The following is a 24,376-nucleotide window of genomic DNA, read 5'->3' on the forward strand; positions in this document are numbered from 1 at the left end:
ATAGTGATTAGTTTTAATCGACTTTTTGAAAGTGATATCTGCTTCTTTCGCTATCACTGCACTTATCACCACTACCAGGAACTATTTTAACGAGGACTGGTGTTTTATTGCGCGGCTCACCATCTTGAAAAGCAAGTGCATCTCCCGATGTTTTATCAGCTGGCAGCTTAATAGACTTAAGCTTTTCCAGTACACTTTGTCGAGAGGGATTTTTTGACTCTAAAATAGCTTGAATAAAAGCCAAAGTTGCATCATAACTAGCAGCAGTACGCCAACTAATCCCCTGTCCCCATTGGTTACAGGCTCTTTGTGCAAACTTTTTTGAATAGGATGCTTCAGGAGACCAGGGAATAGCTAAAACTAAGCCTTCAAGAGCTTCGTTACCTAGCTTTAAAGTATCTACACCATACAAAGCATCTCCTCCCAGCAAACGGAGATTTTTGCCTAAATACTTTGGAATTTTTTGTTGCTCACGAGCGCGAGCCATATTAATTACAGTGGAAATTAGCTCTATATTTGGAAAAAACACAGCCGCATGGGCTTCATCTTGAACTACACTAAGATACACTTCATAAGATGCATCCAATTTTGGATCTGCTAAATTTCTAGATCTGACAACTTTTCCACCTTTATTTTTAAATGCTTTTGTAAACGCTTGCATTAAGCTTTCACTATATATATCTTGGGCTTTATAGAAAATAACTACTCGCTTAATACCCTCTTTTAAGGCATAATTAGCTAACTCTATACCAGCTCACCTATCGCTGTTTTCATGCCGATGACAAAAGATATATGCTGAACAATAGCCTCTGCTTGAATATCTGAATAACAAGCGTTCAGCACTACGCAATTAACATGAACTGCTACTAATCTAAACAGTGCAGCTAATGCCCCAGGTGGTACTGGCTGTATTGTACCCAACTCATTTTCAAGGCAGATATCACCAGTATTTGTGCCATGCCCAGAAAAATGTACAATTTGAGGCTTAACGTCAAATATTGCTTGAGTCACATCCCCAGGACGTACACATTCCCTGGACTCTATCAGAAAATTTTCTCGTTGTTCGGAGAGCTGTAGCTTTTCTCGAATATCTCTTAGTTCGCGTCCTAAACGCAGCCTAGCAGTATCACTTGGTTCAGCCGTCAAAAACAGAATTCTAATTTGGTTATCGTTGCACATCCAAAAATTGTTCCCCAAGCTCCATAAATTACTAGCGTGATTTATTACTATAAAACTAGTTCAGTATACTTACGAGAAACTACTTAAGTGGTTTTATATAATTCTAATGTTTTTAGAAAAATATAAGAATATTTCATCTTGATTAAAGCCAATTTAGACAGCAAAAAATCATTCCAACCTGCAATAGGACGGAAAATCCCATGTCTCAACTGCAAAGAATTGCGATCGCACCCTCCCAACTGCAAAATCAGCAAATTTTGCTCACAAAAGAGCAACAACATTATCTAGGGCACGTGTTGCGTTTGCGTGAAGGCGATCGCTTTATTGCGATGGATGGTAAAGGAAAATGGTGGTTGGCACAGTTAGCAACAGAACAAGCGCGGGTTTTAGAAACACTTACAGTAGAAACCGAATTACCTGTATCAATTACGTTGATGGTAGCATTGCCCAAAGGCAACGCATTTGATGAAGTAGTCAGGTGTTGTACCGAATTAGGTGTAGCTTGTATTGCGCCAGTGTTGAGCGATCGCACCTTACTTAAGCCCAGTCCCCAAAAACTCGAACGTTGGCGACGCATTGCCACAGAAGCCGCCGAGCAATCAGAACGTTCTTTCGTACCAACAATTTTAGAACCTGTTGCTTTTAATGCTGTGACTGCTAACGTCACAACTCAGCGCTATATTTGTCAGGCTCGTGGTGAGTATCCCCATTTGAAGAATGTGATTAATCCTGCCTCTACAGAGATGATTATTGCTACCGGGCCGGAGGGGGGATGGACAGAAAAAGAAATTGAGAATGCGATCGCCACTGGATTCCAACCAGTTTCTCTGGGCCGTCGTATCCTGCGCGCAGTTACAGCACCAGTAGTAGCATTAACCCTAATTTCCGCAGGTTGTGAAGTATAAATGATTTATATCTCACGCAAAGATGCAGCATGAGATATTCTACTAGCCTGCGTTGAAAGTAAGCGATGATTGAACAAGTTGCCACCGCTTTTGAGCGTAAAGACTATTACACAGCTGCTAAATTACTCAAACAGCTACTAAATGAATCGCCAGACAATCCTTGGGTGCAATTTTATCTGGGAAGGCTGCATGAAGTATCCCAAAAGCATGAGGACGCGGAAAAAATATATCGGCAATTGCTGCAAAGTACGACTAATGCCAAGATATTGACACAAGCACGGCAAGGATTGCAACGACTGCAAGAAATTGAGCAAGAAGAAAGACAAAGAGCCATTGCCAAAGCAACAGTTGAACCCAGCGATATTGAAGTTGGGGTACTAGTCTTAGAACCTCTGAGTAACGAACTTAAAGCCATCGCTGCACCTAAATTTGCTCAGATTATGCAGCTAGATCCTTATACTGCAAGGCTAGTGCTACCAAGTCGTGGCTGGAGACTATACCGCACCGGACAAGTAGGAGAACTCAAATTTTATGGCACGCAGCTACAGAAAGCTGGAATTCCTTGCTTCTGGACGACGATAACAGCAATTCAGCAAATTCAAGTTTTTCAAGTCCAATATTTCTCAGAATCTGACCTCAAAGCAACTGTTATTTGCTGCAACGAAGCAAATCAACTTGGTTCCCTTACTTTTGAATGGTCAGAAGTCAAAGCGCGAGTTTTAGGACTACTGCCAATTTTTGAGGAAGTTGTAGATGTCGATGCCCATCATAAACTAGAACGCAAAACCAAAACCCAAGATTATATGCAATTTTATGATTTACATCTACCTAGCAGACGTTGCATTTTGCGACTTTATGACAACGGTTATGAATTCCAGCAAGGTATGGAGATTACTCCCCAAGCTAGCCAAAATACAATCAGAATCAATTGGAATGGCTTACTAAGCTGGATTGACCAACAATTGCCTAAAATTAAACTTTGGTCTGATTTTACTCCTTTTGCAGAGACAGTATTGGATCAAACAGAAATGCTCAGTCATATCCAGTCTCACATTCATCTGTTTCGTAGGGAACAGACTAATTGGGACCCAGCTTTTCATTTATATAGTGGACTGGTATTTGTCAATGCTGCTAGAGCAACCCTAAACGATTAATAAAATCCTTTCTTGTCTTGGCGTTCTTAGGGATTCATTAAAAAGTAATTTTTTTCAACAGGGAATTTAGTAATGAACTCCTAATACCCTTAATCTGGGCTATTTCCGTCACCAATTGTTGATTATGCTGACTAATTTCTTGAATTTCTGCGGGTAATTTAGAATCTGATTCTGCAAAAAAAACTCGCTTATCTAGATTCTCTGCAAATTCAGATTCTAACAAAATAACTAAATCGGTACTTTGAACACTTTTATCATCTTCATCATAAATTAGTTCTAGTTTAAGATGATAAATATAGGATGTATACAGCAAATATTGTGTTTTTATATTCCTAGATAATTGGTGATAATTTTCTGGTAAAGAAAAAGTAAATGTAAATCTATCTACATCATTACAACTGACACACTGAGAAATTTTAAAATCCTCAATATACACAATTTTTGGATTAGCATTTAAATAATTTTCTGCAAAAAGATTGATTGGTAAAGACAAATCAAAATTTGCAGGTGCTGGTAAAGGAACTTGATAATCATAACTAGGTAGAACAACTCTACTTCGCTGCATCGGCGCGGCAGCAGGTAGAGCAAAATTTTCCATATTTTTAGCTTCAGGTAAAAGCCAACTTTTCAGCAACCAGGAATTATAAAATAAAAATTTAGTATTTTTTAAAAAAGCAACTTGATTGCCAATATTACGAACTTTTAAGTCAATTACAGGAGAGTTAGCCGACCCTTCTAAGGAAACATCAACTATTTTGATTAAAGAATCACTAGTTAGCAAAGAAGTGTGAGACAAACTAGTTTTATAGTTAGCTTTGGCTAGCCAGTCAGCAACCTCTCTCCAGTCTTTTAAAGTATTAGAAGGTCGTTGAGTTAGTACTTCGATATAGCGATACAATCCTCTAGACAAGTCAACTCTCAGTCCCCTAACCTCTCGATTGATTGCAGCAGCTATTTCATTAGGACCATAACCACAAAGTAATCCTCGCAAACAAGTCTTTTCCAATTGTGTCAGTTGTTTGGGTTTACTAGCAATTTGCTGCTTGGCAGAGGTGAGATCTTGGTACAAGTTTGCTAAATCCCAGTCATTTTCAGCTTCTGCAAACGGTTGTGGAATTGATGTCATTTTCGGATGTATGAGTTTCTCTTCAAATCCTAACAAAGTAAAAATTCAGAATCCAGAATCCAGAAGTCATAATTTAGAAGACTTTGATATCCAAGCTTAATGATTTTAATAAAATCAAGTGTGGTATAGCTGCTTAATTTTCTAATCATTCTGGATTATGACTACTGATTCCTACATTTTTACCTAACAAAACTCCTAAGAGTGGTTAGGTTACAGTCATTGTTAATTTAGTTAGTCTAGTTTTGGGCTTAATAAAAAGGATAAATCTTAGCTATGAATATGACTACCCAAAACCAGCAGTTAGGAGGTTTGTATGTCCAATCCCCTCAAGGACAACAGCTAATCTTTCCGCTAAAGCATACGAAAGTTACAGCAAAAATTGCAGGTAACTTATCACGAGTAGAGGTAATACAAACCTTTGAAAATATATTCACGCAGCCTCTAGAAGCCATTTATGTGTTTCCGTTACCGGATGAGGCTGCGGTAGATGACATGGAAATAAAAATAGGTGTAAACATCATCAAAGGTAATATTAAAAAACGTGAAGAAGCGCAAAAAATCTATGAACAAGCAAAACAAGTAGGACGCACTGCCGGACTTCTAGAACAGGAACGAGACAATATATTTACCCAATCTCTCGCTAACATCAAACCTGGCGAACAAATTGATGTCACAATTCGTTACACTGATAGTTTAAAATTTGAGGCCGGAAATTACGAATTTGTTTTCCCGATGGTGGTAGGGCCAAGATATATTCCCGGAATGCTGATAGATAATAGCGGTGACACAGATAAAGTTCCTGATGCTTCCCGAATTACACCACCTGTAGTTCCACAAGGAATCCGCTCGCGTCACGATATTAATGTCACAGTAGAAATTGATGCAGGTATGCCAATTTCTGAGGTGGGTTCTCCCTCACATCAATTGAAAATTGAACGCTCAGGTCAAATCGTGCGGGTACAATTAGCTGGCGAAGACACGATTCCCAACAAAGATTTAATTCTTCGCTATCAAGTTTCCAGTCAAACAACTCAATCTACAGTACTAACCCAAGCCGACGATCGCGGCGGACATTTTGCAATTTACCTGATTCCAGCTTTAGAATATCGTACTGATGAAATTGTGCCCAAAGATGTGGTGTTCTTAGTGGATACTTCCGGTTCCCAATCTGGCAGTCCGTTGCAGCAGTGTCAAGAATTGATGCGGCGATTTATCAATGGGTTAAATCCTGACGATACTTTCACAATTCTCGATTTTTCTTATGATGTCAGGCAGTTGTCGCCTACACCTCTACCGAATACACCACAAAATCGTGCTAAGGCGATCGCTTACATTAACAATCTACAAGCTGCTGGCGGCACAGAAATGCTTAGTGGCATTCGTGCAGCCATAAATGTCCCAACCCCAATAGAAAGGTTACGGACAGTTATATTGTTAACCGATGGCTACATCGGCAACGAAAATGAGATTTTGGCAGAAGTACAAAAGCACCTACAACCAGGAAATCGCCTTTACAGTTTCGGTGCTGGTAGTTCTGTTAACCGTTTCTTATTAAATCGCATCGCCGAGATTGGACGGGGAAAATCCACAATTATTCGCCATGATGAACCGACACAAGCAGTTGCGGAAAAGTTTTACAGACAAATCAACAACCCCGTGCTAACGAATATTCAAATCTCTTGGCAAGGTGGTGGAGAATCGCCTGTGGTTTATCCAGGTACAGCGCCTGATTTATTCGTCGAACAACCATTAGTGTTATTTGGTCGCAAACAAGATAGAGCTAGTGGCAATCTGCAAATCTCTGGCATCGCTGCGGGCGGTAAACACTACGAAAAGACTTTTCACCTCATATTTGAGGAAACGGGAAATTCTGCTGTAGCGCAGTTATGGGGACGTTCCTGCATCAAAGACTTGATGAATCAAATGGTGAGTTTTGAAACTAAAGCTGGCGTAGAAGCAGTGACAGAAACTGCCCTAACTTATCAGTTGCTTTCCCAATACACTGCTTTTGTGGCTGTCAGTGATGATGTGCGCGTTGAACCAGGAAACGAATATTTATCCATGCAAGTGCCAGTAGAAATACCCGAAGCAGTTAGTTATCAAGGAGTTTTTGGCGGTAGTGTCATGCACCAAATGACACCTTTAATGCCACCAGCACCAGCCTCAGCACCTCCAGACTTTCTCCGGCAAAGGCCTAGATGCGATCGCGCAGCGTCTCAAAGAGAAGCAGCCGATGGCCAGACATCGCCCAAAACTAAAAAATTTGCTCTACCCCCTTCAACAGTTAAAGAAGTTGGTGAGATTTCAGCAGCACCAATTCAGCATCAATTGGAAGTTATCAGTGCCACTGGTTTAGATGAATCAGCAATTGCTGAACTAACTCAACACCTACAAAAACTAAACTTACCTTCTGGCTTTAGTGGTGAAATCGTCTTTGAGTTCACCATTAACAAAGGCCGGGTAGCACGGGTAATGTTATATGAGGAAGCCTCAACTCTGAAAGATACAGTTGTAGTGGAGATGATTAAGCGAGCGCTTTTGATTTGGAGAGTTCCCCCATCTGCTAGTGGCAAAGTTGTCTTAAGCTTGCGTATTCACTAGTTAGTAATGAAGAGACGCAAACCTTCGCGTCTCTTAATCTTGGGAGTAATGCAAAACTTTTGTTTGGTAAAGCGTGAACCACAATAGAGTGAGGAACAGAAACTACCCATAATGGTACGTTCCTAAAGTACCCTAAATTAGGATTTACAGATTAATTAATCCACATTCCTTAACCAGGGGTTTTTGCCTGACGTGCCATGTCAAGATAAGCACTCATATTTGCCCCAGGACGACGACGACCATTAGAGCTAGCAGCCGAAGGAGCAAGATATTTAGGTGCGAAGGTAGTTTCTTTGGGCTGCTCTTTGACTGCTTTGGCAGCTTTGGCATTTTTCCCAGGTTCAACTTTCAGACCTTCGGCAGTCTGAACTAGCTGAACATCAGCTGGTTTAGTCTTTTTACCTGCTTTTGCCTTAGCTTTAGTTGCAGCAGTTTTTGTTCCGTTTAACGAAGCTGGCTGGGATGAAGTTGGTGCATCTGATGTAACTGTATCTGCTACTTTCTTCGCACTTGATGTAACTGTCTCTGCTGCTTTTTTGGCGTTCGATGCAACTGTATCTGCTGCTTTTTGGGCGTTCGATGCTACCTCTTTAGCTGCCTCTTTAGCAGAATCTAGCAGATTCGCGTCGCGGCCTTCGTCTAATTCCAAGTAGTAGCCATTATCTTTTTTCTTACCAGGTAACAGCCCAGTAACAAAACCTACAATCCCATTGATTAAATTGGTAATTAACTTCTTGATAGAATCGAACATTAGAATTGCTCCTGCCTTTTATATCTGTAAATGTTTGCCGTAATATTAAGAACTACAGCAGAATGTCACATTTTTTTACGCCACGCTATTGCGGTGACCAGCTTTATAGGTTTGTACTAATCAACATTGTAGTAACACTACAGGGCAAATGTTATCAACTTTGCAAGCACTTGCAACCTGTATACACCGAGAATTAATTATTAAATTTTACTGTAACTCAGGGCAAGATTCTGAAAGTTTGCTTAATAAAAATTAACATTTTTTATTGAGCAAATACTTGTTTGTACTCAACCAGTAGGAGGAGTGTCACAGCTTGAATACAGGCGATCGCAGTACTCGGTTAAATTTTCTACAGACTTGATGCAGGCGAGTTTGGGAGATGAACACTGAAAATCAGCAGCGCAACCCTGTGTTACTGGTACATGGCATTGACGATACAGGAGCAGTTTTCTATCACATGACTGCTTACTTGAGGCAACTGGGATGGTCTGTACATACTATAGATTTAATGCCTAATAACGGTGATGTGGGTCTTGATGTATTGGCAAAGCAGGTAGCCGATTATGTTGCTGCCAACTTTACCATAGACCAACCGTTAGATTTGATCGGCTTCAGCATGGGAGGAATTGTCAGTCGTTACTATGTTCAGCGACTGGGAGGTATTAACCGCGTGCAACGGTTTATTACTATCTCTTCGCCTCATCATGGAACTATAATTGCCTATGCTTCCCAGCGTCCTGGTTGCTTGCAAATGCGCCCCAACAGCGCTTTTATTCAGGATTTAAATTCTGATGCTGCGATGTTAAGGCATCTGAATTTTACTTCTATATGGACACCTTACGATTTAATGATTGTCCCGACGAGAAGTTCGCAATTGCCCGTGGGAAAAGAAGTAATATTACCAGTGGCGCTGCACTCTTGGATGCTGACAGACTCAAGATGTATGACAACAGTAGCAGCAGCCTTGACAGAACCAATTAAGCCCTATCTCCAATTTGACTATATTCATAGCTGCCAAAAATCGCCTCTGGGTGGCGGTAATATTTGATTTCGATCAAGTTGTAAAAAGGATCTTCTAAAAAGAAAGTACGATGTTCTAAAGGAGAACCCACAAAGCGATTTTTCGGTTCTTCACGAAAAAAGAGCTGTTGCTGTTGTGCCTTTTCTAGCAAATCCTCCCAGTCTTGCTCTTGAGTAAAAATTAGTCCAAAGTGTCTAGGATAGATAGTGCGTTGGCGTGTCAAAGATTCTTTGGTAACGTGAGCTACTAATTGATGACCGTAGAGGTTGAGAATCAAAGCTAGAGGGGTTTCCCGACCAGGGATACAGCCCAATCCATCAACATAATATGCTTTTGTTTGGGCAATATCAGTGACCGGGAAAGCCAGATGAAATAAAGTTTGGCTCATAGCTGGTGTAGAGGAGATCGGTGGTTGATGTATTTACAATTTTAGAACTTACATACTGAGACGAAAAATCAAGGATTTGGGCAGGTATGTAATATTAATTCGTAATTCTTAATGACGCTCGCGGACTCGCGCTTCGCTGCGCTAACGTAATTTGTAATTAAATTTTGTTTGTAGTCAATCTGAATACAGTTTTATATAATCTCAGCTTATATCCTATTAACGATGTTTGCATCTAGTCATAGGGCTACCGTGTGTTTATTTACTCAGGTTTTCAAGCAATGACTAATCAACATCTTTGTGCAACTTTATTAAAATCTACTTATTGCCCAAAATTGAGTGCTGTGTTAGAGGAAGCAAGTTAAAGATAAAAGGTCAAGGGATAGTTCTTTGCTTTTGCCCTTAGCACTTTTCCCAATCCTAAGTCCCTAATCCTCAATCCCTGTGAAACACCCAAGTTCCAAAATTGGTTATTCTGATGATATTCAGGCAAAACTACTCGTGATTCATTGCTGATGTTATCTTTAATTGACTCTGCAAATCCTTGGTTAGTAGCGGTGGGATTGAACACAATTTTATTGGGTTTAGTTGGGATTGCTCCTAAAAAGCTGCTCACCCCAGCTGGATTATTTCACGCTTGGTTACTAGGCATACTGATTTGGGGAACTTTAGGTTGGCAAGGATATGTAGTGGTAATGTTCTATTTCTTGATTGGTTCTGGGGTGACACGCATCGGCATGGCACAAAAGGAAGCAGAAGGAATAGCTGAGAAACGTTCTGGGGCAAGAGGCCCTGAAAACGTCTGGGGTTCAGCTTTGACTGGGGCGTTGTGTGCTTTAGGGGTAGGGATAATCAATTCAGGATTTCTTTTACCCAATTCCCAGCCTCTAGTCCACAGTTTCCAATCCCTACTGTTGTTAGGCTACGTAGCAAGTTTTAGTACCAAACTTTCTGACACTTGTGCTAGCGAAGTGGGCAAAGCATACGGTAAAAGCACCTTTTTGATTACCACACTACAACCAGTACCCCGTGGTACAGAAGGGGCAATTAGTATTGAGGGAACTTTAGCTGGTGTAGGGGGTTCAATTGCGATCGCTTTAGTAGCTTGGGGAGTCGGTTTGATAAATTTCTTGGGGATAGTTTGGTGTGTATTGGCAGCCTTTATTGCCACTAATTTAGAAAGCGTAATTGGCGCAACACTGCAATCTAAATACACTTGGCTAACCAATGAAGTAGTCAATATTTTGAATACATTAATCGGTGCGATCGCAGCGATGCTACTTGCTTGGTTCTGGACAAGTACCATCGTCTAAATTACTTTCCTGATTTTCTGGAATCTAAAAGTATTTTTCAGCAACACACATATGATGTTGTTGCTGTGCTGCTATGCAACAGATAAGATGAGCGATTGCGCTTTTGCCATGAGAACGTCAGTTACAATGCTAAATTGTTTTATGTTAAGAATTGCTTGCTGACTAAGTTAGTGCTGTATATTTGATAGTTTATAAAAATTTAACTGTTTTTACTGGTTTAATTCATGGAATCTTTATCATTTTTAACCGTCGATGACCAGCCAATTTCTATTGACAAAGCAGTAAAATATCTGCAAGCCTCTGGAAAACTAGCACAATTCATTGGTGATATTCTCCGCCAGCACGTCATCGAGCAGGAAATACAAACACGAGACGATATTGAAATCAGTCCAGCTTTAACAGAACAAGCAATCATTGATTTTCGCCTCAAAAATCAACTAACTGACCCCCAAACTTTTCAAGAATGGTTAAAGAATAATGGCACAGATTACGTTACCTTTCACACATCAGTTGCTTTTAGCTTTAAGTTAGAAAAACTCAAGGCTTTGGTAACAGAACCAAAACTCCCAGAATATTTCGTAGAACGTAAGATTTTTTTAGATCGGGCGATCCTCTCGCGGATTGCTGTTGAGAACCGAGAACTGAGTGAAGAACTACAAACCCAAATCGAAGAAGGAGGTAGCTTTGAACAATTAGCTAAAGAGTATTCACTGGCAGAGGATCGCATTGTCAACGGCATGATGGGACCAATCAGTCGCGGAACAATGCCAGATAAACTCAGGGCTGCTATTGATGTAGCAACCCCCGGACAATTGGTAGGGCCAATTGAACTCGAAGGAAATTATAGTTTGTTTCGAGTCGAACAATTTCTGCCAGCGTCTTTAGAAGATACTCAACTCAAGCAAGCATTACAAAATGAATTATTTGAAAAATGGCTAGCAGAGAAAATTCAAAAGCTGACAGTCAAATTACAAGTGAGCTAAAACTTCTAAATAATGAATCTCTACAAGTAAACGTGCTAGCTGCTGTGCCGTGGAATCAGCCGCCTCTGTGCTGGTTGACTTCCGAACAACAAACTCGATTACAAAATCAGTTAGAAATTCGTCAATATCGTATAGGAGAAAAAATTTGGACAACCGCAACAGGAGGTTACCAGTTCTTCATCGTTGCTGGTAAGGTTCGCTTGCGGACGGAGGTTCGCAACTTCAAAGAACAAGATGTTGGCAAACCTTTAGCAGCCTTACAAGCAGGAGATTGGTTTGGGGACTTACAAAAGCTTTCTGTAGAGTTTAAGGCTGTAGCTGCCAGTAAAGAAGTAGTAGTAGTTTGTTGGAATACAGCACTGTGGGCAGAAATCTCCACACCACAAATTGAAGAGTTCTGGCAAGGTTCCCAAGAAGACGTGGGGATGCAGGGACAAGAAGACGCGGGAACGCGGGGACATAGAGACGCGAGGAGATGGACACAAGAGGACGTGGGAAAACAGGGACAAGAGAACGTGGAGAACGTACTAGATAAATTCTCCGCGTCTCCCTCTCTTTGCGTCCCCGCGTCTTCTGCTCCCTCCCCAGTAACATCAGGTTATCCTTTTATTGCTAGCTGGAATACAGCTGCTGCTTGTTTAACAATGGCGGCGCAACAGTTGGAAAATGCTGTGAAACTAGAATGGGTGCAACGTCAACTCAGGGGAGAACGCCCGAAACATCTTATAGAAGCAGCAGAAAAGTTAGGCTTGGTGTTGCGGCAGTTGCAAGTGAGTTGGGTTGATTTGCGGCAGTTATCATTTCCGGCTTTACTCCAATGGAAATCTGACTCTCGCTCGACACCTTCTTGGGTAGTGGCTTATGGAGTTAAAGGTTCTAGCCTAATTATCGCTAACCCTCTAAATCCCGATCGCACTTGCGAAAGTCTTCCCCAGTCGGTAGTTGAAGCGTCTTGGGATGGCAATCTCTGGCAAATAGAACTCATATCCAAGCAAGAAAAATTTAACCTCAGTTGGTTTACTCCAGCAGTTTGGAAGTACCGAAAATTGCTAGGAGAAGTATTGCTAGCATCTTTTACGTTGCAGCTTTTGGGGTTAGGTACACCGCTGATTACACAAGTCGTCATTGACAAAGTCATGGTGCAAGAGAGTTTGCCGACTCTTGATGTCATGGCGATCGCACTTTTATTGGTAGCTTTATTTGAAGCGATACTCGGAATTCTGCGGCTATTCATCTTTACCCACACAGCCCGGCGCTTGGATTTGAGCTTATCAGCACAACTATTTCGCCATCTGATGCGTCTGCCTTTAGCTTATTTTGAGTCACGGCGCGTTGGAGACACAGTAGCCAGAGTCCAAGAACTCGAACAAATCCGCTCCTTTCTTACAGGTACAGCATTAACCGTAATTTTAGACAGCTTCTTTGCCGTGGTTTACCTGGCATTGATGTTTTACTATAATATTGCGCTCACCTTTGTGGCTTTGGCAGTACTACCACTGTTTGCCACCTTGACAATAGTTGCTACACCAATTCTTCGCAATTGGCTAAACGAAACTTTTAACCGTAGTGCTGATAGTCAATCTTTTCTAGTTGAGACAGTCACGGGCATTCACTCAGTCAAAGCCCATGCAGCAGAACCAGTAGCCCGCGATCGCTGGGAAGGCTTATTTGCTCGCTTCATCCGTACCGGCTTCAAAGCTTCTACTACCTCCAACATTAGCAGTAATATTGGTGACTTTCTCACAAATCTTTCCGCCTTATTGATTCTATGGTTTGGTGCGAAGTTAGTTATAGAACAGAAACTCACAATCGGTCAGCTTGTAGCATTTCAAATGCTCTCTGGAAGAGTTACAGGGCCACTTCTGCGTTTAGTACAGTTGTGGCAAAATCTGCAACAAGTCCTACTTTCTGTAGACCGCATTGGAGACATTCTTAACGTTGCCCCAGAAGCTGAATCGGGAACTGGTTTAGTTTTACCACCCCTTAAAGGTCAAGTTACCTTCGAGCAAGTCTTTTTTCGCTACCAAGTGCATACCGAACCAGTACTGCGAGGCATTTCCTTTAACGTCGAACCAGGGCAGTTTGTAGGCATTGTCGGACGTAGTGGTTCTGGTAAAAGTACCCTCTCGAAGCTATTGCAACGCCTCTATCAAATAGAATCAGGACGTATCCTCATTGATGGTTTTGATATTAAAAGCGCCGATTTAGCTTCACTGCGACAACAAACTGGTGTAGTTCTCCAAGAAGACTTTTTATTCAACGGTTCCGTCTTGGAAAATATCACTCTCGGTAATCCAGACATCACAGCAGAGCAAGTAGTACAAGCTGCAAGACTAGCTGTAGCACATGACTTCATCAGTCAATTACCCTACGGTTACGAGACCAATGTTGGCGAACGCGGTACAGCTTTATCTGGGGGACAACGGCAACGCATTGCCCTTGCACGGTTGTTTCTTACCCAAGCACCGATTTTAGTGTTAGATGAAGCTACCAGCGCTTTGGATAGTGAAACTGAACAGCAAGTATTACAAAACTTGCAACAAATCTCCACTAACCGCACTGTGTTCCTGATTGCTCACCGCTTTGCCCCCCTCAAACGTGCGGATTTAATTTTAGTTTTAGAGCAAGGCATTATCGCTGAACGTGGTACTCACGCACAGTTGTTGCAACAAAAAGGATTGTACTGGTCGCTCTATCAACGGCAGCAAGCAAACATTTAATAGGTTTGACGAGCTAAAACATAGACGCTGGGCGAATGGAGCATAATTCCATTCGCCTGTTGAATTTTGCAAACTTGTCATACAACAGTATGAGAGATTTAGCGATCGCAAGTATCAGTAGAAAATTTAGTATTACTAAAGATGAAAAACTAGGGCAACTTAATAATAATTAATCATCCAAACTTAATATTATTTTAGGCAATTTCAGTTTGCAAAATATACAGAGAATCGTCCGGATGCCATTCTTTCCGTGTTACAGCATAATACACTACATCTGAGTTATAAAAGCGGGCATTTTTCTGATACTTCATCCCGACTTTCTGAATCACACGCACTGAAGCAACGTTTTGGGGATGAGCGATCGCTACTATCCGATCCAGCTTTACTTCTAAAAACCCATATTTCAAAGTAGCTATAGAAGCTTCTGTAGCTAGTCCCATTTGCCAATAAGATTTGTCAAAAACATAGCCAAGCTCAACTTCTGGTGTATTTTCCAAGAAACCCAGTCCACAGCGACCAATCATTTTGTCGCTATCTTTGTGTATAACTGCCCACATGCCAAAGTTGTTTTCTTGCCAATGTTGAATATGTTTGCGTAAACTTGCCTGTGTCTGTTCTCTGGTTCTGGGTGACAGATACCTCATAACTTCTGCATTGCTATAAAGGCGATATAGTACATCGAACTCTTCTAGAGTGAAATGTCTTAGTCGCAGTCTTGCGGTTTCTATCTCAGGCATGGTATTAAAGCAAAGGTGCGAATGTTACGTTGAAAAAACGTGTTTCTCCTATTGCAAAAATTAATATAATGCTCTTACTATGAGCGTTTACCAATCCGTCAAAAAATCTTACAGACAAGACCGTTGGCGTAACAATGACTGGCGGTTATTCCTGCGGTTAGTACCTTATACCCGCAAGAGTGGACGACTATTAGCACTAGCAGTGTTTCTACTTGTGCTGCTAGCACTAGCTAATGCGGTACAACCATTGTTAATTGGACAGGTTATTTCTTTAATTCGCAAGGAACCTAGTACATACGAGTTTCTCAAGAATCGTTCCTTGTGGCAAGGGCTAAATATACTCCAAGCAGCATTGCTCACCGCGATTATTATCAGACTGGTATTAACTGGTTTTCAAGGTTATTTACTTCAGAAAATAGGGCAACAAATCACAGCAGCAATTCGCCAAGACTTATTTCACCATGTCACATCTCTCGCAGTACGTTTTTTTGATCGGACACCTGTAGGTAAAATAATTACTAGACTAACCAGTGATGTGGAAGTCTTAGGAGATGTCTTTTCCACTGGGGCTATTGGCATCATATCTGATTTGTTCACCATGCTAGCGATCGCTAGCTTGATGTTTTCTATTCAATGGCAACTTGCTTGCTTGCTGCTATTAATGCTGTTACCAGTCACCTGGACGATTATTTACTTTCAGCAGCAATATCGTAAGGCAAACTACAAAGCCCGAGAAGAACTTTCTATTTTGAATTCTCAGCTACAAGAAAATATACTCGGTATTAATGTAGTGCAGTTGTTCCGACGAGAAAAATTTAACGCGGAAGTATTTCGGAACACTAACCAACGCTATACCCAAGTGGTGGATCAAACCATTTTTTATGATTCAGCCGTTTCAGCAACTCTAGAATGGATTGGCTTAATTGCCATTGCAGGTGTGCTGTGGATGGGTAGTGGATTACTTTTGGGCAAAAATCTCACTTTTGGTAATTTATCAGCATTCATTTTATATGCCCAGCAATTATTCGACCCTCTTCGGAATTTTGCTGAAAAATTTACTGTAATTCAAGCTGGGTTCACCGCTATGGAGCGCGTAAGTGATATTTTAGATGAACCAATCGAAATACGCGATCGCGCCAATCCACGCTTTTCCATATATGATGCGACATTCGGCTACATAGACGAGATTGAAGCAAATCTAGAATTGCAAGACCAGAATACTACCCCTGAATTGGGAGAAATTCGCTTTGAACACGTCTGGTTTGCTTACAAAGATGATGATTATGTGATTAAAGACTTGGATTTCATCATTCATCCGGGTGAAAAAGTAGCACTAGTAGGCCCCACTGGTGCGGGTAAAAGTTCCATTATTCGTCTTTTGTGCCGTCTCTACGAACCTACCCAAGGACGCATTTTAGTAGATGGTGTAGATATTCGCGAGTTACCCCAGGCAGAACTGCGACGCTATATGGCGGTAATTTTACAAGAAGGCTTTTTGTTTGCTGGCAACGTTAAAAGCAATATTACACTAGGCGATCGCTACAGCTTTGAGGAAATCCAAGAAGCAGCACAGAAAACAAACATCGATCGATTTATTGAACAATTGCCTTTAAGCTACGATACTCAACTGCGAGAACGAGGAACAAATCTTTCTAGTGGAGAAAAGCAACTTTTAGCTTTTGCCCGTGCAGCCATTCGCAATCCCCAAATTTTAGTACTTGATGAAGCAACCGCTAGCTTGGATGTGGGCACAGAAGCTTTAATTCAGCAGGCATTAAACCAGCTTTTGGCGGAACGTACTGCTATAATCATCGCCCACCGTTTGTCTACAATTCGTAATGTGGATCGAATTTTTGTGTTAAAACGAGGTGAATTAATAGAACAGGGAAGCCATGAGGAATTGTTGCAACAAGGGGGAATGTATGCAACTTTGCACAACTTGCAAATGTTAGGAACTTAGTTAATTTAGGATTGTGCTTTTCTGGAGATATTTTAGTATAAGTTAATAGAAATTAATTAAGAATACGTCTGTAGAATTATCTAATCAGGTTAGTAGTAGATGACAAACCCTTTCATTGACTATATATGCTATTTTGCTTCTAATTACTATAAGTTACGACTTTTTGAGAAGCCAGCCAAAGACTATCTACAGCATATTTCACGAATACCGATTTTTTGGTTGCATTGCAAGAACTTTTCACCTGTAGCGTTTTTGTTGCATCTTTAACAAGTTTAGCCTGGTAAGTGTAGAGACCAGAACTATCTTCAAAAGTTAACTCACTTAGGATGGTATTGTTGTCTAAACTTTGCTCAATAATTTTACCTACTGCTTTGTAAGCAAACCAATTCCATCCGTTAGCAAGAATTAGTTCTCTTTCTAAAATTTGCAGCGCAGGTGGTAAAATTCCCCAGCCTCTATAAACTTTATTTAAACATTGAATGTCACCAGTGCGAGTCAAAATTGACTGGAATGACTTTTGGTCGAGAATGCCATAATATCTTCCTTCTGGCAAGTCTATAGCTGTTGGTGCAAATCGATGTCCACCGAAGTGGCTAGATTTCCAAATCCGAATATTGCCCAAACATAAATCAGCAATAGTAGCGTTAGCATAAAAATAAAAAGGATTACCATATCTAGCACAGCAAAGATCGTGGCTACCGTGGGTACATACTAAAATATCTCTGGTTACACTTGTTTCTATTTCATACTCAGAAGTTCTGCCCAATAACCATTTTCTAACTACTGTAGCTACTAGTTCAATATTTGGTAGTTTAAACTCGTGCTTGCGATATCCGTTGCTTAATCCGTCTTGTCTTTGATAAATCAACAAAGTTGTCTGGTCTATCTTATGTGACGCATCATTTGCAATCAAAAGAAATCTTATTGGTAATTTAGCATGATGTACTTCTTGTACCAAAAGCTGTAAATTCTTTGGCACCCATTTGGAATTAAAAGTTTCTGAGAACCAGGGTGGAGGACATTCCACTAGAATATAAGCTTGATAATTAGTAGCACTACCAATAACATCCTCTCCTACTTGTTTTGCATAGTCAGAACAAAAAAAAGTATTCATTGCGCGTACTCATGAAATTGATATTCTAGGCAAAGGGAATAACAAATTGTAGTTGTGTTCTTGGCTACAATATCTTCGACTCAAAAAGGTAAAAAAGTATCCTTTTGCATTTCTTGGTTACAACAAGGTAGCCACTTTATAACATTATTTCCAATAAACGTCTTTCCGGTTAATAAAATCTCTAAGAAGGAGTCAGGCAATCTTTGGAGATAAACTTCCATAACTACAATAATAGATTTTTAAGAATATTGCTAATTATTCTCAATTAGTTCAAAAGTCAGGACAGCTAGCTCAAGGTTAGTTGTTCTCATACCCTAGATTTTCAGTGTGGGGATTTCATGAGCAAAGTCAGTAACTAATCATAGCTATTAGCAATAATGCACCAATATTAGTAAATCTGGTATCCACCTTGTGACCTCATCTAAGCTCCTGTAGGGTAGATTAGGAGTTCTTGAGGTTCATGCTTTGACTCTAACTGAAGTCAATAAGGAATGCAAGTATTTGATAATTTTTATGACTTTTGCTAATATATATTTCCCCTAGATGCTAATCAGATTAAAGTTTCCAAGTAGATAATCACTAAAAAACTTGTGGGAGTAGGCATTACTACTTTCAATATAATAGATAAGCTTTATCAATTAATTACAATTGTTGCGTATAGTTTGGTATCGGTATCTAAAGAGAGTAGCGGATATTGATGCATTTAGACTATTAACTATTTAATTAGATACGGTTATGGCTGTAGCTTATTTCCAATTTAATGCAGAGTTAAATGATTTTCTACCAAGACCTAAAAAACAGGTAAAAATATCATATTCTTTTACAGAAAGAGCCTCAATTAAAGATGTGATTGAATCTTTTGGTGTCCCCCATACAGAAGTTGATTGCATTAAAGTTAACGGTAAAAATGTGGATTTTACTTATATTGTCCAAGATGAAGACAATATCAATATCTATCCAATTTCTGCCACAAATTTAATTCAATCAAAAATCAACCTTCGACCAAAACGGCTCAACATTATCTCTTTTGTTCTAGATATTCATTTAGGAAAATTAGCGACATCTTTAAGATTGCTAGGCTTTGATACTTTATATCGCAATGACTATGAGGATGAGGAATTAGCAATTATCTCACACGAGCAATCAAGGATTCTTTTGACTCGCGATAAAGGTCTTTTAATGCGTAGTTTAGTTACCCATGGCTATTATGTCAGAAGTACGAACCCCCAGCAGCAAATAGTAGAAGTTCTGCGGCGCTTTGATTTGTTTAATGCAGTCTCACCGTTTCAACGATGTTTGCGTTGCAATGGATTATTAGAACCTATAGCTAAAGAATTTATTGTTCACCAACTACCAGAAACTGTACAATTGCAAATTGATGAATTTCATCGTTGTCAAGACTGCGGTCAAGTTTATTGGAAAGGTTCGCATTATGAACGTTTACAACAGTTTGTGGAATCGGTACTAAGTAATGGTAATTAGGTTTATGTGTATGTATTAATTAAAAATTATGGCATTAATCTTAGCACTGGATTTTGGCGGAACTAAGTTGGCAGCAGCAATAGCAAATCTTGGTTCTAGGGAATGGTTGCGTTATGAACGTCGCCTTTCACCAGCAAATACAGATGCTAAAACTGACTTAGAAATTATGCGATCGCTCATTTATTCTTTACTGCAAAACATAAAACCCACTGCTATTGGTGTCAGCTTTGGCGGACCAGTAGATGCTGTAACAGGGACGGTGCGACTATCCCATCATGTCGCCGGATGGGAAAATATTCCTCTCAAAAAGTTGCTAGAGCAAGAGTTTGGTATTCTTGCTAGTGTAGACAACGATGCCAATGTTGCGGCTTTAGGAGAACATCGCTTTGGTGCAGGGCAGGGATACGATAGCCTGTTTTATATCACCATTAGCACTGGCGTAGGTGGTGGTTGGATACTCAATGGCAAACCTTGGCGGGGTGCGTCAGGAATGGCTGGTGAAATTGGACACATAGTTGTAGATCCTGCTGGCCCAATATGTTTGTGTGGTAAGCAGGGGTGTGTGGAACGTTTCGCCTCAGGGCCTTACATGGCACAAGAGGTTAGGGAAAATTTATTGAAGGAACCAGATCAACTTCGAGGACAGCGAGGAAAAATATTGAGAGAGTTGGTGAATAATAATTTGGATTTAATTACAGGCAAAGTGGTAAGTGAAGCTGCGGCAAAAGGAGATGAAAGAGCAATAATTATTTTGCAGCGTAGTGCCTGGGCTTTAGGTATAGCTATTGGTAATGCTGCGAATCTAATTAATCCACAACGTTTTATTTTAGGTGGCAGCGTCACTAAATCAGGAGAAAATTGGTGGAATGTCGTACAAAAAACAGCGCGTGAGACAGCATTACCTGAAATTGATTTTGATATCGTGTCTGCTGCACTGGGAGATGATGCACCTCTGTGGGGTGCTGTAGCTTTGGCTGAATCAGGTTTATAAGTTGTTTCACAAAACTGAAGATTTGTTTTCTGTTGCTTGGATAAAAGTCTCAAACTGACCGTTGGGTGTCCATTGGATAGCCCCATCTCGCCCTGTGAAAAATAGTTTGGTCTGACTTTTACTCAGATCGGATAAAGTTTTGGAGTCAAGGTTGCTAGAAGAAGCGATCGCTACCTGTGGTTTTAATGCTATGACTAAATCTTTTAAAGAATCAGGAGTACACCACAGCACCTGCGGATTAGACAAACCAACCGTTTTAACTAGCTTTAACGCCTCTTGTGACTTGACATTTCCCACGATTAACCAACTTTGACCTAATATTTGCAACTGTAAAATTGGCTGGTCATTAACTAATTGTGCGACTACTGCACCAGTATTTACTGTTTGACCAATTGCTAAAGACTGATAGATTCCTTGCTGTTTTTGCAATACCTGTTGAATTGCTTGGTCGATAATAGTATTTTCTGTTTTATTAGAATAGGTATAAAAATTTTTAATTGGTAAATGTTGCAGTACTTCCAACCAAGCCTCACTTTCCTTACTTTGGAAACCACTAGCGATCGCCCAATCTATTTTGTTCACACCCTGCTGTTGTAAAAATGGTAAAATTGTAAAGCGTCCTATACCCTCATCTCCACTATTAATCAAAGTCAATTTTCCCCGGTCTTGAACAACTAACACTGGTTCTGCTCCAGCTTCTAATAAAGTTATCCTAAATAATGTATTTGCAGAATGCCAAACTGGGACAAGTACAATACCGAAAGCTATTAAACCCGCAAACCACCAGCGCTTTCTCCACCAACGCACCAGCCAAGTAAATATAATCAGTACATAAATTGCTAGTAACTGCCAAGTAGATATACTGCCTAAAGCTACAGCATTTCCTGGTAAATTGCTAAAAAACTCAACTAACTTAATTAGCCAATCTGTAGGGTAATGCAATACTCCAGCTAAAGCACTTCCGGCGGCAGGCCAAATTAATGCTGCTAAGGCACTAATAATCCCACCTATACTAATAATTGAAATTAAAGGTGTAGTAATAATATTTAGGAATAAACTGTAAGCAGGCACAACTCCAAAAACGAAAAGTTGTAAAGGTAAAGTCCAAATAGTGGCAGCAAGAGGGACAGCAATCAAAGAAGCGATCGCAGGTGGCAGCCATGCTAAAAGTTGCACAATCCTAGATGCTGTCACGATTAAACCCAGAGTTGCTAAAAAACTCAATTGAAAACCTAAATCCCAAATCCACAGAGGATTAAATATTAATAACAAAGTTGCTGCTAATAGCAGAGATCCCAACTGTTGGACTTTTCTATCTAAAACCAAGCCAATTAAAGCCGCAACACCCATAATTACAGCTCTAAGAACCGCAGGCTGAAAACCTGTTAAACTCAGAAAAATAATTAAAGCCAAAAAACCCAAAGTAAATTGCGTTCCCTTTTTTATCCGCCTTGCCAACTGTAATATCACACCCAAAATCAAGGAAGTTTGAAACCCAGAAGCTGCTAAAGCATGAGCCAATCCTGCTTGCACAAATAAATCGCGGATATCATAGGGTAAATCAACAGCTTTGCTACCCAAAACCATTGCACTGACAAGCGGTCCTTCAGGAATACCCAACCACCGAACTTGCGATTGCACAATTCGCTCACGAATTTGCCACCATCCCCATTGACGTTTCTCATCCGTATCCAGAACATTGATTTGCCGTCCACTTAGACCAGCAAATGACCCTTGTTGCTTGAGAAACTTCTGAAAGTCAAAAGCACCAGGGTTGGACGCAGTCTTCGGTTTATACAAAATCCCAGTTACAGCAATTTGTTGACCAGGATATAACCCAGTAGCCTGAAGTATCGGCACAGTCACATACAATTTACCCGTTACACCCTTTGGGATATCTGCTGGATCTTTATCATTTTTCACCTCATCCAGTTGAGTTGCTTCTAACCAAAATTGTCCCCGTTGGCTGCGAGTCAAGCGAGGACTACTACCCACTTCACCACGAACAATCACCAATTGTTCTTGATTAGTGTTATTGTCTGCGGGGACGAATGTACTAATGTCTTTTGTTCCTGGCTGTGGCATCCGCCATTGAAAATATACAGTTGCCAACAAACCAACTAAACCAGCAGCTATCCATACTCGAGGATAGAGAATAATTTGCCTAGTGTTAGGTACTGTCTTGGTTTTACTGCTAGTGTTTTCTGGTGGTTTCTGTGGAAGTTGCCGTAATGTAGTATGGCTTCTTCTAAACAGAACAGCTCCCACTATCCCTAAAACCAAAATCCACACACCGCCCCAAGGAACTGCTGTAAAAAGTAAACCTAGAATGTAGCCAAGACAAATAATCACACCAATCGTTTGAATCATAAAACTTCTGGTAAAAGCACCTGGCAAAAAGAATTTGCAGCTGACTTAAGAATGGTTGGGGGAGCAGTAAAGAAAAATCTTCATGCTTGTGGTGAAGTATAGTTCATTGAGTTTATACAAAAAAGCCCGCATCAGCAGGCTTTCTGATTTTAAATTTTTTCTCTGCACCTCTATGACTTTGCGTGAAGCAAACAAATATTTATAGCAAGAGGTCTAATTTTTAGTTTAGTCAAAGCAGCAAGTTCAATTTTAATGACCTTAAGTCGTTGAGATAATCGTACTTAGTCCATATTCCGCAGGCAGACAAAAACTTTTCAACATTTTTTAAATTATTGCATAGCAAGGCTTTTAGGCATTTATCTCGGGATGCGATCGCATCTCAAACATTAAATGCTAATCATCAACTTGTAGCTTATTGATACTATTCTCAATTAGCTTTTTATAGTGTTCAAGTTCAAAAACCTAGGAAACAGAGAGTAGATAAGGTAAAAAAGCCCTTATCTTTCTCATTGTCCTTTCTAGTGTTGGCAGCGTACAACGCTACTCACACTGTTGCCTTCTTCAACAACGGAAAACCTAACTTTTCCCTTTGCTCAACGTATGAATGAGCCACCTTTCGTGCCAGATGACGAATCCTAGCAATGTAACGAGTTCTCTCTGTCACTGAAATTACACCTCTAGCATCCAGTAAATTGAACGTGTGCGAACACTTCATCACATAATCTAGGCTTGGTAAAACCAATCCTCGCTCTGTCAATTGCGTGGCTTCTTGCTCATACAAGTTAAATAGTGTAAGCAGTAACTCAGGATTCGATGCTTCAAAGTTGTAGGTACTCTGCTCAATCTCATTTTGCAGGAAAACATCTCCATAGGTAATATTGTCTGTCCAATGAATTTTTGTAATTGCTTCCACTTGCTGGAGGTACATCGTCAGGCGCTCTAACCCGTATGTAATCTCAATAGATACCGGACGGCAATCGATTCCTCCACACTGTTGGAAATAGGTAAATTGAGTAATTTCCATTCCATCCAACCATACTTCCCAACCAGTACCCCAAGCGCCTACCGTCGCATCTTCCCAGTTGTCTTCCACAAAGCGAACATCATGGTCTTCAGGACGAATGCCTAAAGCTCTTAAAGAATTGAGATAAATTTCTTGAATATTATCTGGTGATGGCTTAATCAGGACTTGGTACTGATAATAGTGTTGAAAACGATTTGGGTTTTCGCCATAACGTCCATCCGTAGGACGACGACACGGTTCAACATAAGCAACAGCCCAAGGTTCGGGTCCTAATGCTCTTAAAAAGGTATGAGGATTCTTGGTGCCAGCTCCCTTTTCAATGTCGTAGGGCTGGGCGATAAAACAACCTTGGTTGCCCCAGAAAAGATGGAGTGTGGCAATAACCGACTGAAAATTCACGCTATCCCCTCCTAACTCAGCAAAGTGCATACACCATTGTTGCTTACAACCCAGGACAGTGGGCTATTTGAGGGGTCGAAAAAAACTTTCCAAAGAAAATTGGAAAAAGAGTTGACACTGAAGGTTAGGTTAGCTATATTGGATAAGTGCCCAAGAGACGG

The 24,376-nt window shown here is 40.5% G+C and carries 19 protein-coding genes; 10 read left to right on the plus strand and 9 right to left on the minus strand.

The annotated features are described in order from the left end of the window. Window positions 1–13 precede the first annotated feature (13 nt). Both RMY31_RS21970 and RMY31_RS21975 read right to left on the minus strand, forming a co-directional pair. On the minus strand, window positions 14–748 hold the full coding sequence (locus tag RMY31_RS21970; RefSeq protein ID WP_322665416.1) for an ABC transporter substrate-binding protein: 735 nt from the start codon (window positions 746–748) through the stop codon (window positions 14–16). After that, complete coding sequence (locus tag RMY31_RS21975) at window positions 745–1,179, minus strand: hypothetical protein (protein ID WP_322665375.1); 435 nt, start codon at window positions 1,177–1,179, stop codon at window positions 745–747. The genes RMY31_RS21970 and RMY31_RS21975 overlap by 4 nt, the downstream gene beginning before the upstream one ends. A 200-nt stretch (window positions 1,180–1,379) precedes the next feature. Between RMY31_RS21975 and RMY31_RS21980 the strand changes: the two genes are divergently transcribed. Beyond that, a complete protein-coding gene (locus RMY31_RS21980; protein ID WP_322665377.1) occupies window positions 1,380–2,084 on the plus strand; it encodes a 16S rRNA (uracil(1498)-N(3))-methyltransferase in 705 nt (234 codons plus the stop codon). A gap of 65 nt (window positions 2,085–2,149) precedes the next feature. Further along, window positions 2,150–3,238 carry a tetratricopeptide repeat protein gene (locus RMY31_RS21985; RefSeq protein ID WP_322665379.1) on the plus strand — a complete coding sequence of 363 codons (1,089 nt, stop codon included), beginning with the start codon at window positions 2,150–2,152 and terminating at the stop codon, window positions 3,236–3,238. 37 nt (window positions 3,239–3,275) lie between these two features. On the opposite strand, the gene RMY31_RS21990 is transcribed toward RMY31_RS21985, so the two are convergent. Next, on the minus strand, window positions 3,276–4,364 hold the full coding sequence (locus RMY31_RS21990) for a hypothetical protein (protein WP_322665381.1): 1,089 nt from the start codon (window positions 4,362–4,364) through the stop codon (window positions 3,276–3,278). Window positions 4,365–4,637: 273 nt separating this feature from the next. Here RMY31_RS21990 and RMY31_RS21995 point away from each other — a divergent pair, with 273 nt between their 5' ends. Then, window positions 4,638–6,965, plus strand: a complete 2,328-nt coding sequence (locus RMY31_RS21995; protein WP_409878182.1) for a VIT domain-containing protein — start codon at window positions 4,638–4,640, stop codon at window positions 6,963–6,965. Window positions 6,966–7,134: 169 nt separating this feature from the next. Here RMY31_RS21995 and RMY31_RS22000 read toward each other — a convergent pair whose 3' ends face one another. Further along, window positions 7,135–7,716, minus strand: coding sequence for a hypothetical protein (locus RMY31_RS22000; RefSeq protein WP_322665386.1), 582 nt, complete (start codon window positions 7,714–7,716; stop codon window positions 7,135–7,137). A gap of 379 nt (window positions 7,717–8,095) precedes the next feature. On the opposite strand from RMY31_RS22000, the gene RMY31_RS22005 reads away from it, so the two are divergent. Further along, window positions 8,096–8,764, plus strand: coding sequence for a triacylglycerol lipase (locus RMY31_RS22005; protein WP_322665388.1), 669 nt, complete (start codon window positions 8,096–8,098; stop codon window positions 8,762–8,764). On the opposite strand, the gene RMY31_RS22010 is transcribed toward RMY31_RS22005, so the two are convergent. After that, entirely contained in the window at window positions 8,694–9,125 is a 432-nt protein-coding gene (locus RMY31_RS22010; RefSeq protein WP_322665390.1) for a VOC family protein, read from the minus strand. The genes RMY31_RS22005 and RMY31_RS22010 overlap by 71 nt on opposite strands. 512 nt (window positions 9,126–9,637) lie before the next feature. Here RMY31_RS22010 and RMY31_RS22015 point away from each other — a divergent pair. The 3 genes from RMY31_RS22015 to RMY31_RS22025 all read left to right on the plus strand — a co-directional run bounded on the left by RMY31_RS22015 (window position 9,638) and on the right by RMY31_RS22025 (window position 14,138). Beyond that, window positions 9,638–10,435, plus strand: coding sequence for a TIGR00297 family protein (locus RMY31_RS22015; RefSeq protein ID WP_322665392.1), 798 nt, complete (start codon window positions 9,638–9,640; stop codon window positions 10,433–10,435). A 224-nt stretch (window positions 10,436–10,659) separates the two neighbouring features. Next, the gene (locus RMY31_RS22020) at window positions 10,660–11,418 is read left to right on the plus strand and encodes a peptidylprolyl isomerase (protein ID WP_322665395.1); all 759 of its coding nucleotides are present in this window, start codon (window positions 10,660–10,662) and stop codon (window positions 11,416–11,418) included. Next, entirely contained in the window at window positions 11,367–14,138 is a 2,772-nt protein-coding gene (locus tag RMY31_RS22025) for a peptidase domain-containing ABC transporter (RefSeq protein WP_322665397.1), read from the plus strand. Before RMY31_RS22020 ends, RMY31_RS22025 begins: the two co-directional genes overlap by 52 nt. Window positions 14,139–14,332: 194 nt before the next feature. On the opposite strand, the gene RMY31_RS22030 is transcribed toward RMY31_RS22025, so the two are convergent. Then, window positions 14,333–14,875, minus strand: a complete 543-nt coding sequence (locus tag RMY31_RS22030) for a GNAT family N-acetyltransferase (protein WP_322665399.1) — start codon at window positions 14,873–14,875, stop codon at window positions 14,333–14,335. A 79-nt stretch (window positions 14,876–14,954) separates the two neighbouring features. On the opposite strand from RMY31_RS22030, the gene RMY31_RS22035 reads away from it, so the two are divergent. After that, window positions 14,955–16,835, plus strand: a complete 1,881-nt coding sequence (locus tag RMY31_RS22035) for an ABC transporter ATP-binding protein (RefSeq protein WP_322665401.1) — start codon at window positions 14,955–14,957, stop codon at window positions 16,833–16,835. 139 nt (window positions 16,836–16,974) lie between these two features. On the opposite strand, the gene RMY31_RS22040 is transcribed toward RMY31_RS22035, so the two are convergent. Continuing rightward, window positions 16,975–17,949 carry a sucrase ferredoxin gene (locus tag RMY31_RS22040; protein WP_322665403.1) on the minus strand — a complete coding sequence of 325 codons (975 nt, stop codon included), beginning with the start codon at window positions 17,947–17,949 and terminating at the stop codon, window positions 16,975–16,977. Window positions 17,950–18,684: 735 nt separating this feature from the next. Between RMY31_RS22040 and RMY31_RS22045 the strand changes: the two genes are divergently transcribed. Beyond that, entirely contained in the window at window positions 18,685–19,431 is a 747-nt protein-coding gene (locus RMY31_RS22045; RefSeq protein ID WP_322665406.1) for a Mut7-C RNAse domain-containing protein, read from the plus strand. Window positions 19,432–19,459: 28 nt separating this feature from the next. Further along, window positions 19,460–20,422, plus strand: a complete 963-nt coding sequence (locus tag RMY31_RS22050) for an ROK family protein (RefSeq protein WP_322665408.1) — start codon at window positions 19,460–19,462, stop codon at window positions 20,420–20,422. 6 nt (window positions 20,423–20,428) lie between these two features. Here the strand turns inward: RMY31_RS22050 and RMY31_RS22055 are convergent, their stop codons facing one another. Further along, window positions 20,429–22,792 carry a ComEC/Rec2 family competence protein gene (locus RMY31_RS22055; protein ID WP_322665410.1) on the minus strand — a complete coding sequence of 788 codons (2,364 nt, stop codon included), beginning with the start codon at window positions 22,790–22,792 and terminating at the stop codon, window positions 20,429–20,431. A gap of 544 nt (window positions 22,793–23,336) precedes the next feature. Then, a complete protein-coding gene (glyQ, locus tag RMY31_RS22060) occupies window positions 23,337–24,215 on the minus strand; it encodes a glycine--tRNA ligase subunit alpha (protein ID WP_409878183.1) in 879 nt (292 codons plus the stop codon). Between the last annotated feature and the right edge of the window lie 161 nt (window positions 24,216–24,376).

Source organism: Dendronalium sp. ChiSLP03b (genome assembly GCF_034531165.2).
Lineage (GTDB): Bacteria > Cyanobacteriota > Cyanobacteriia > Cyanobacteriales > Nostocaceae > Dendronalium > Dendronalium minutum.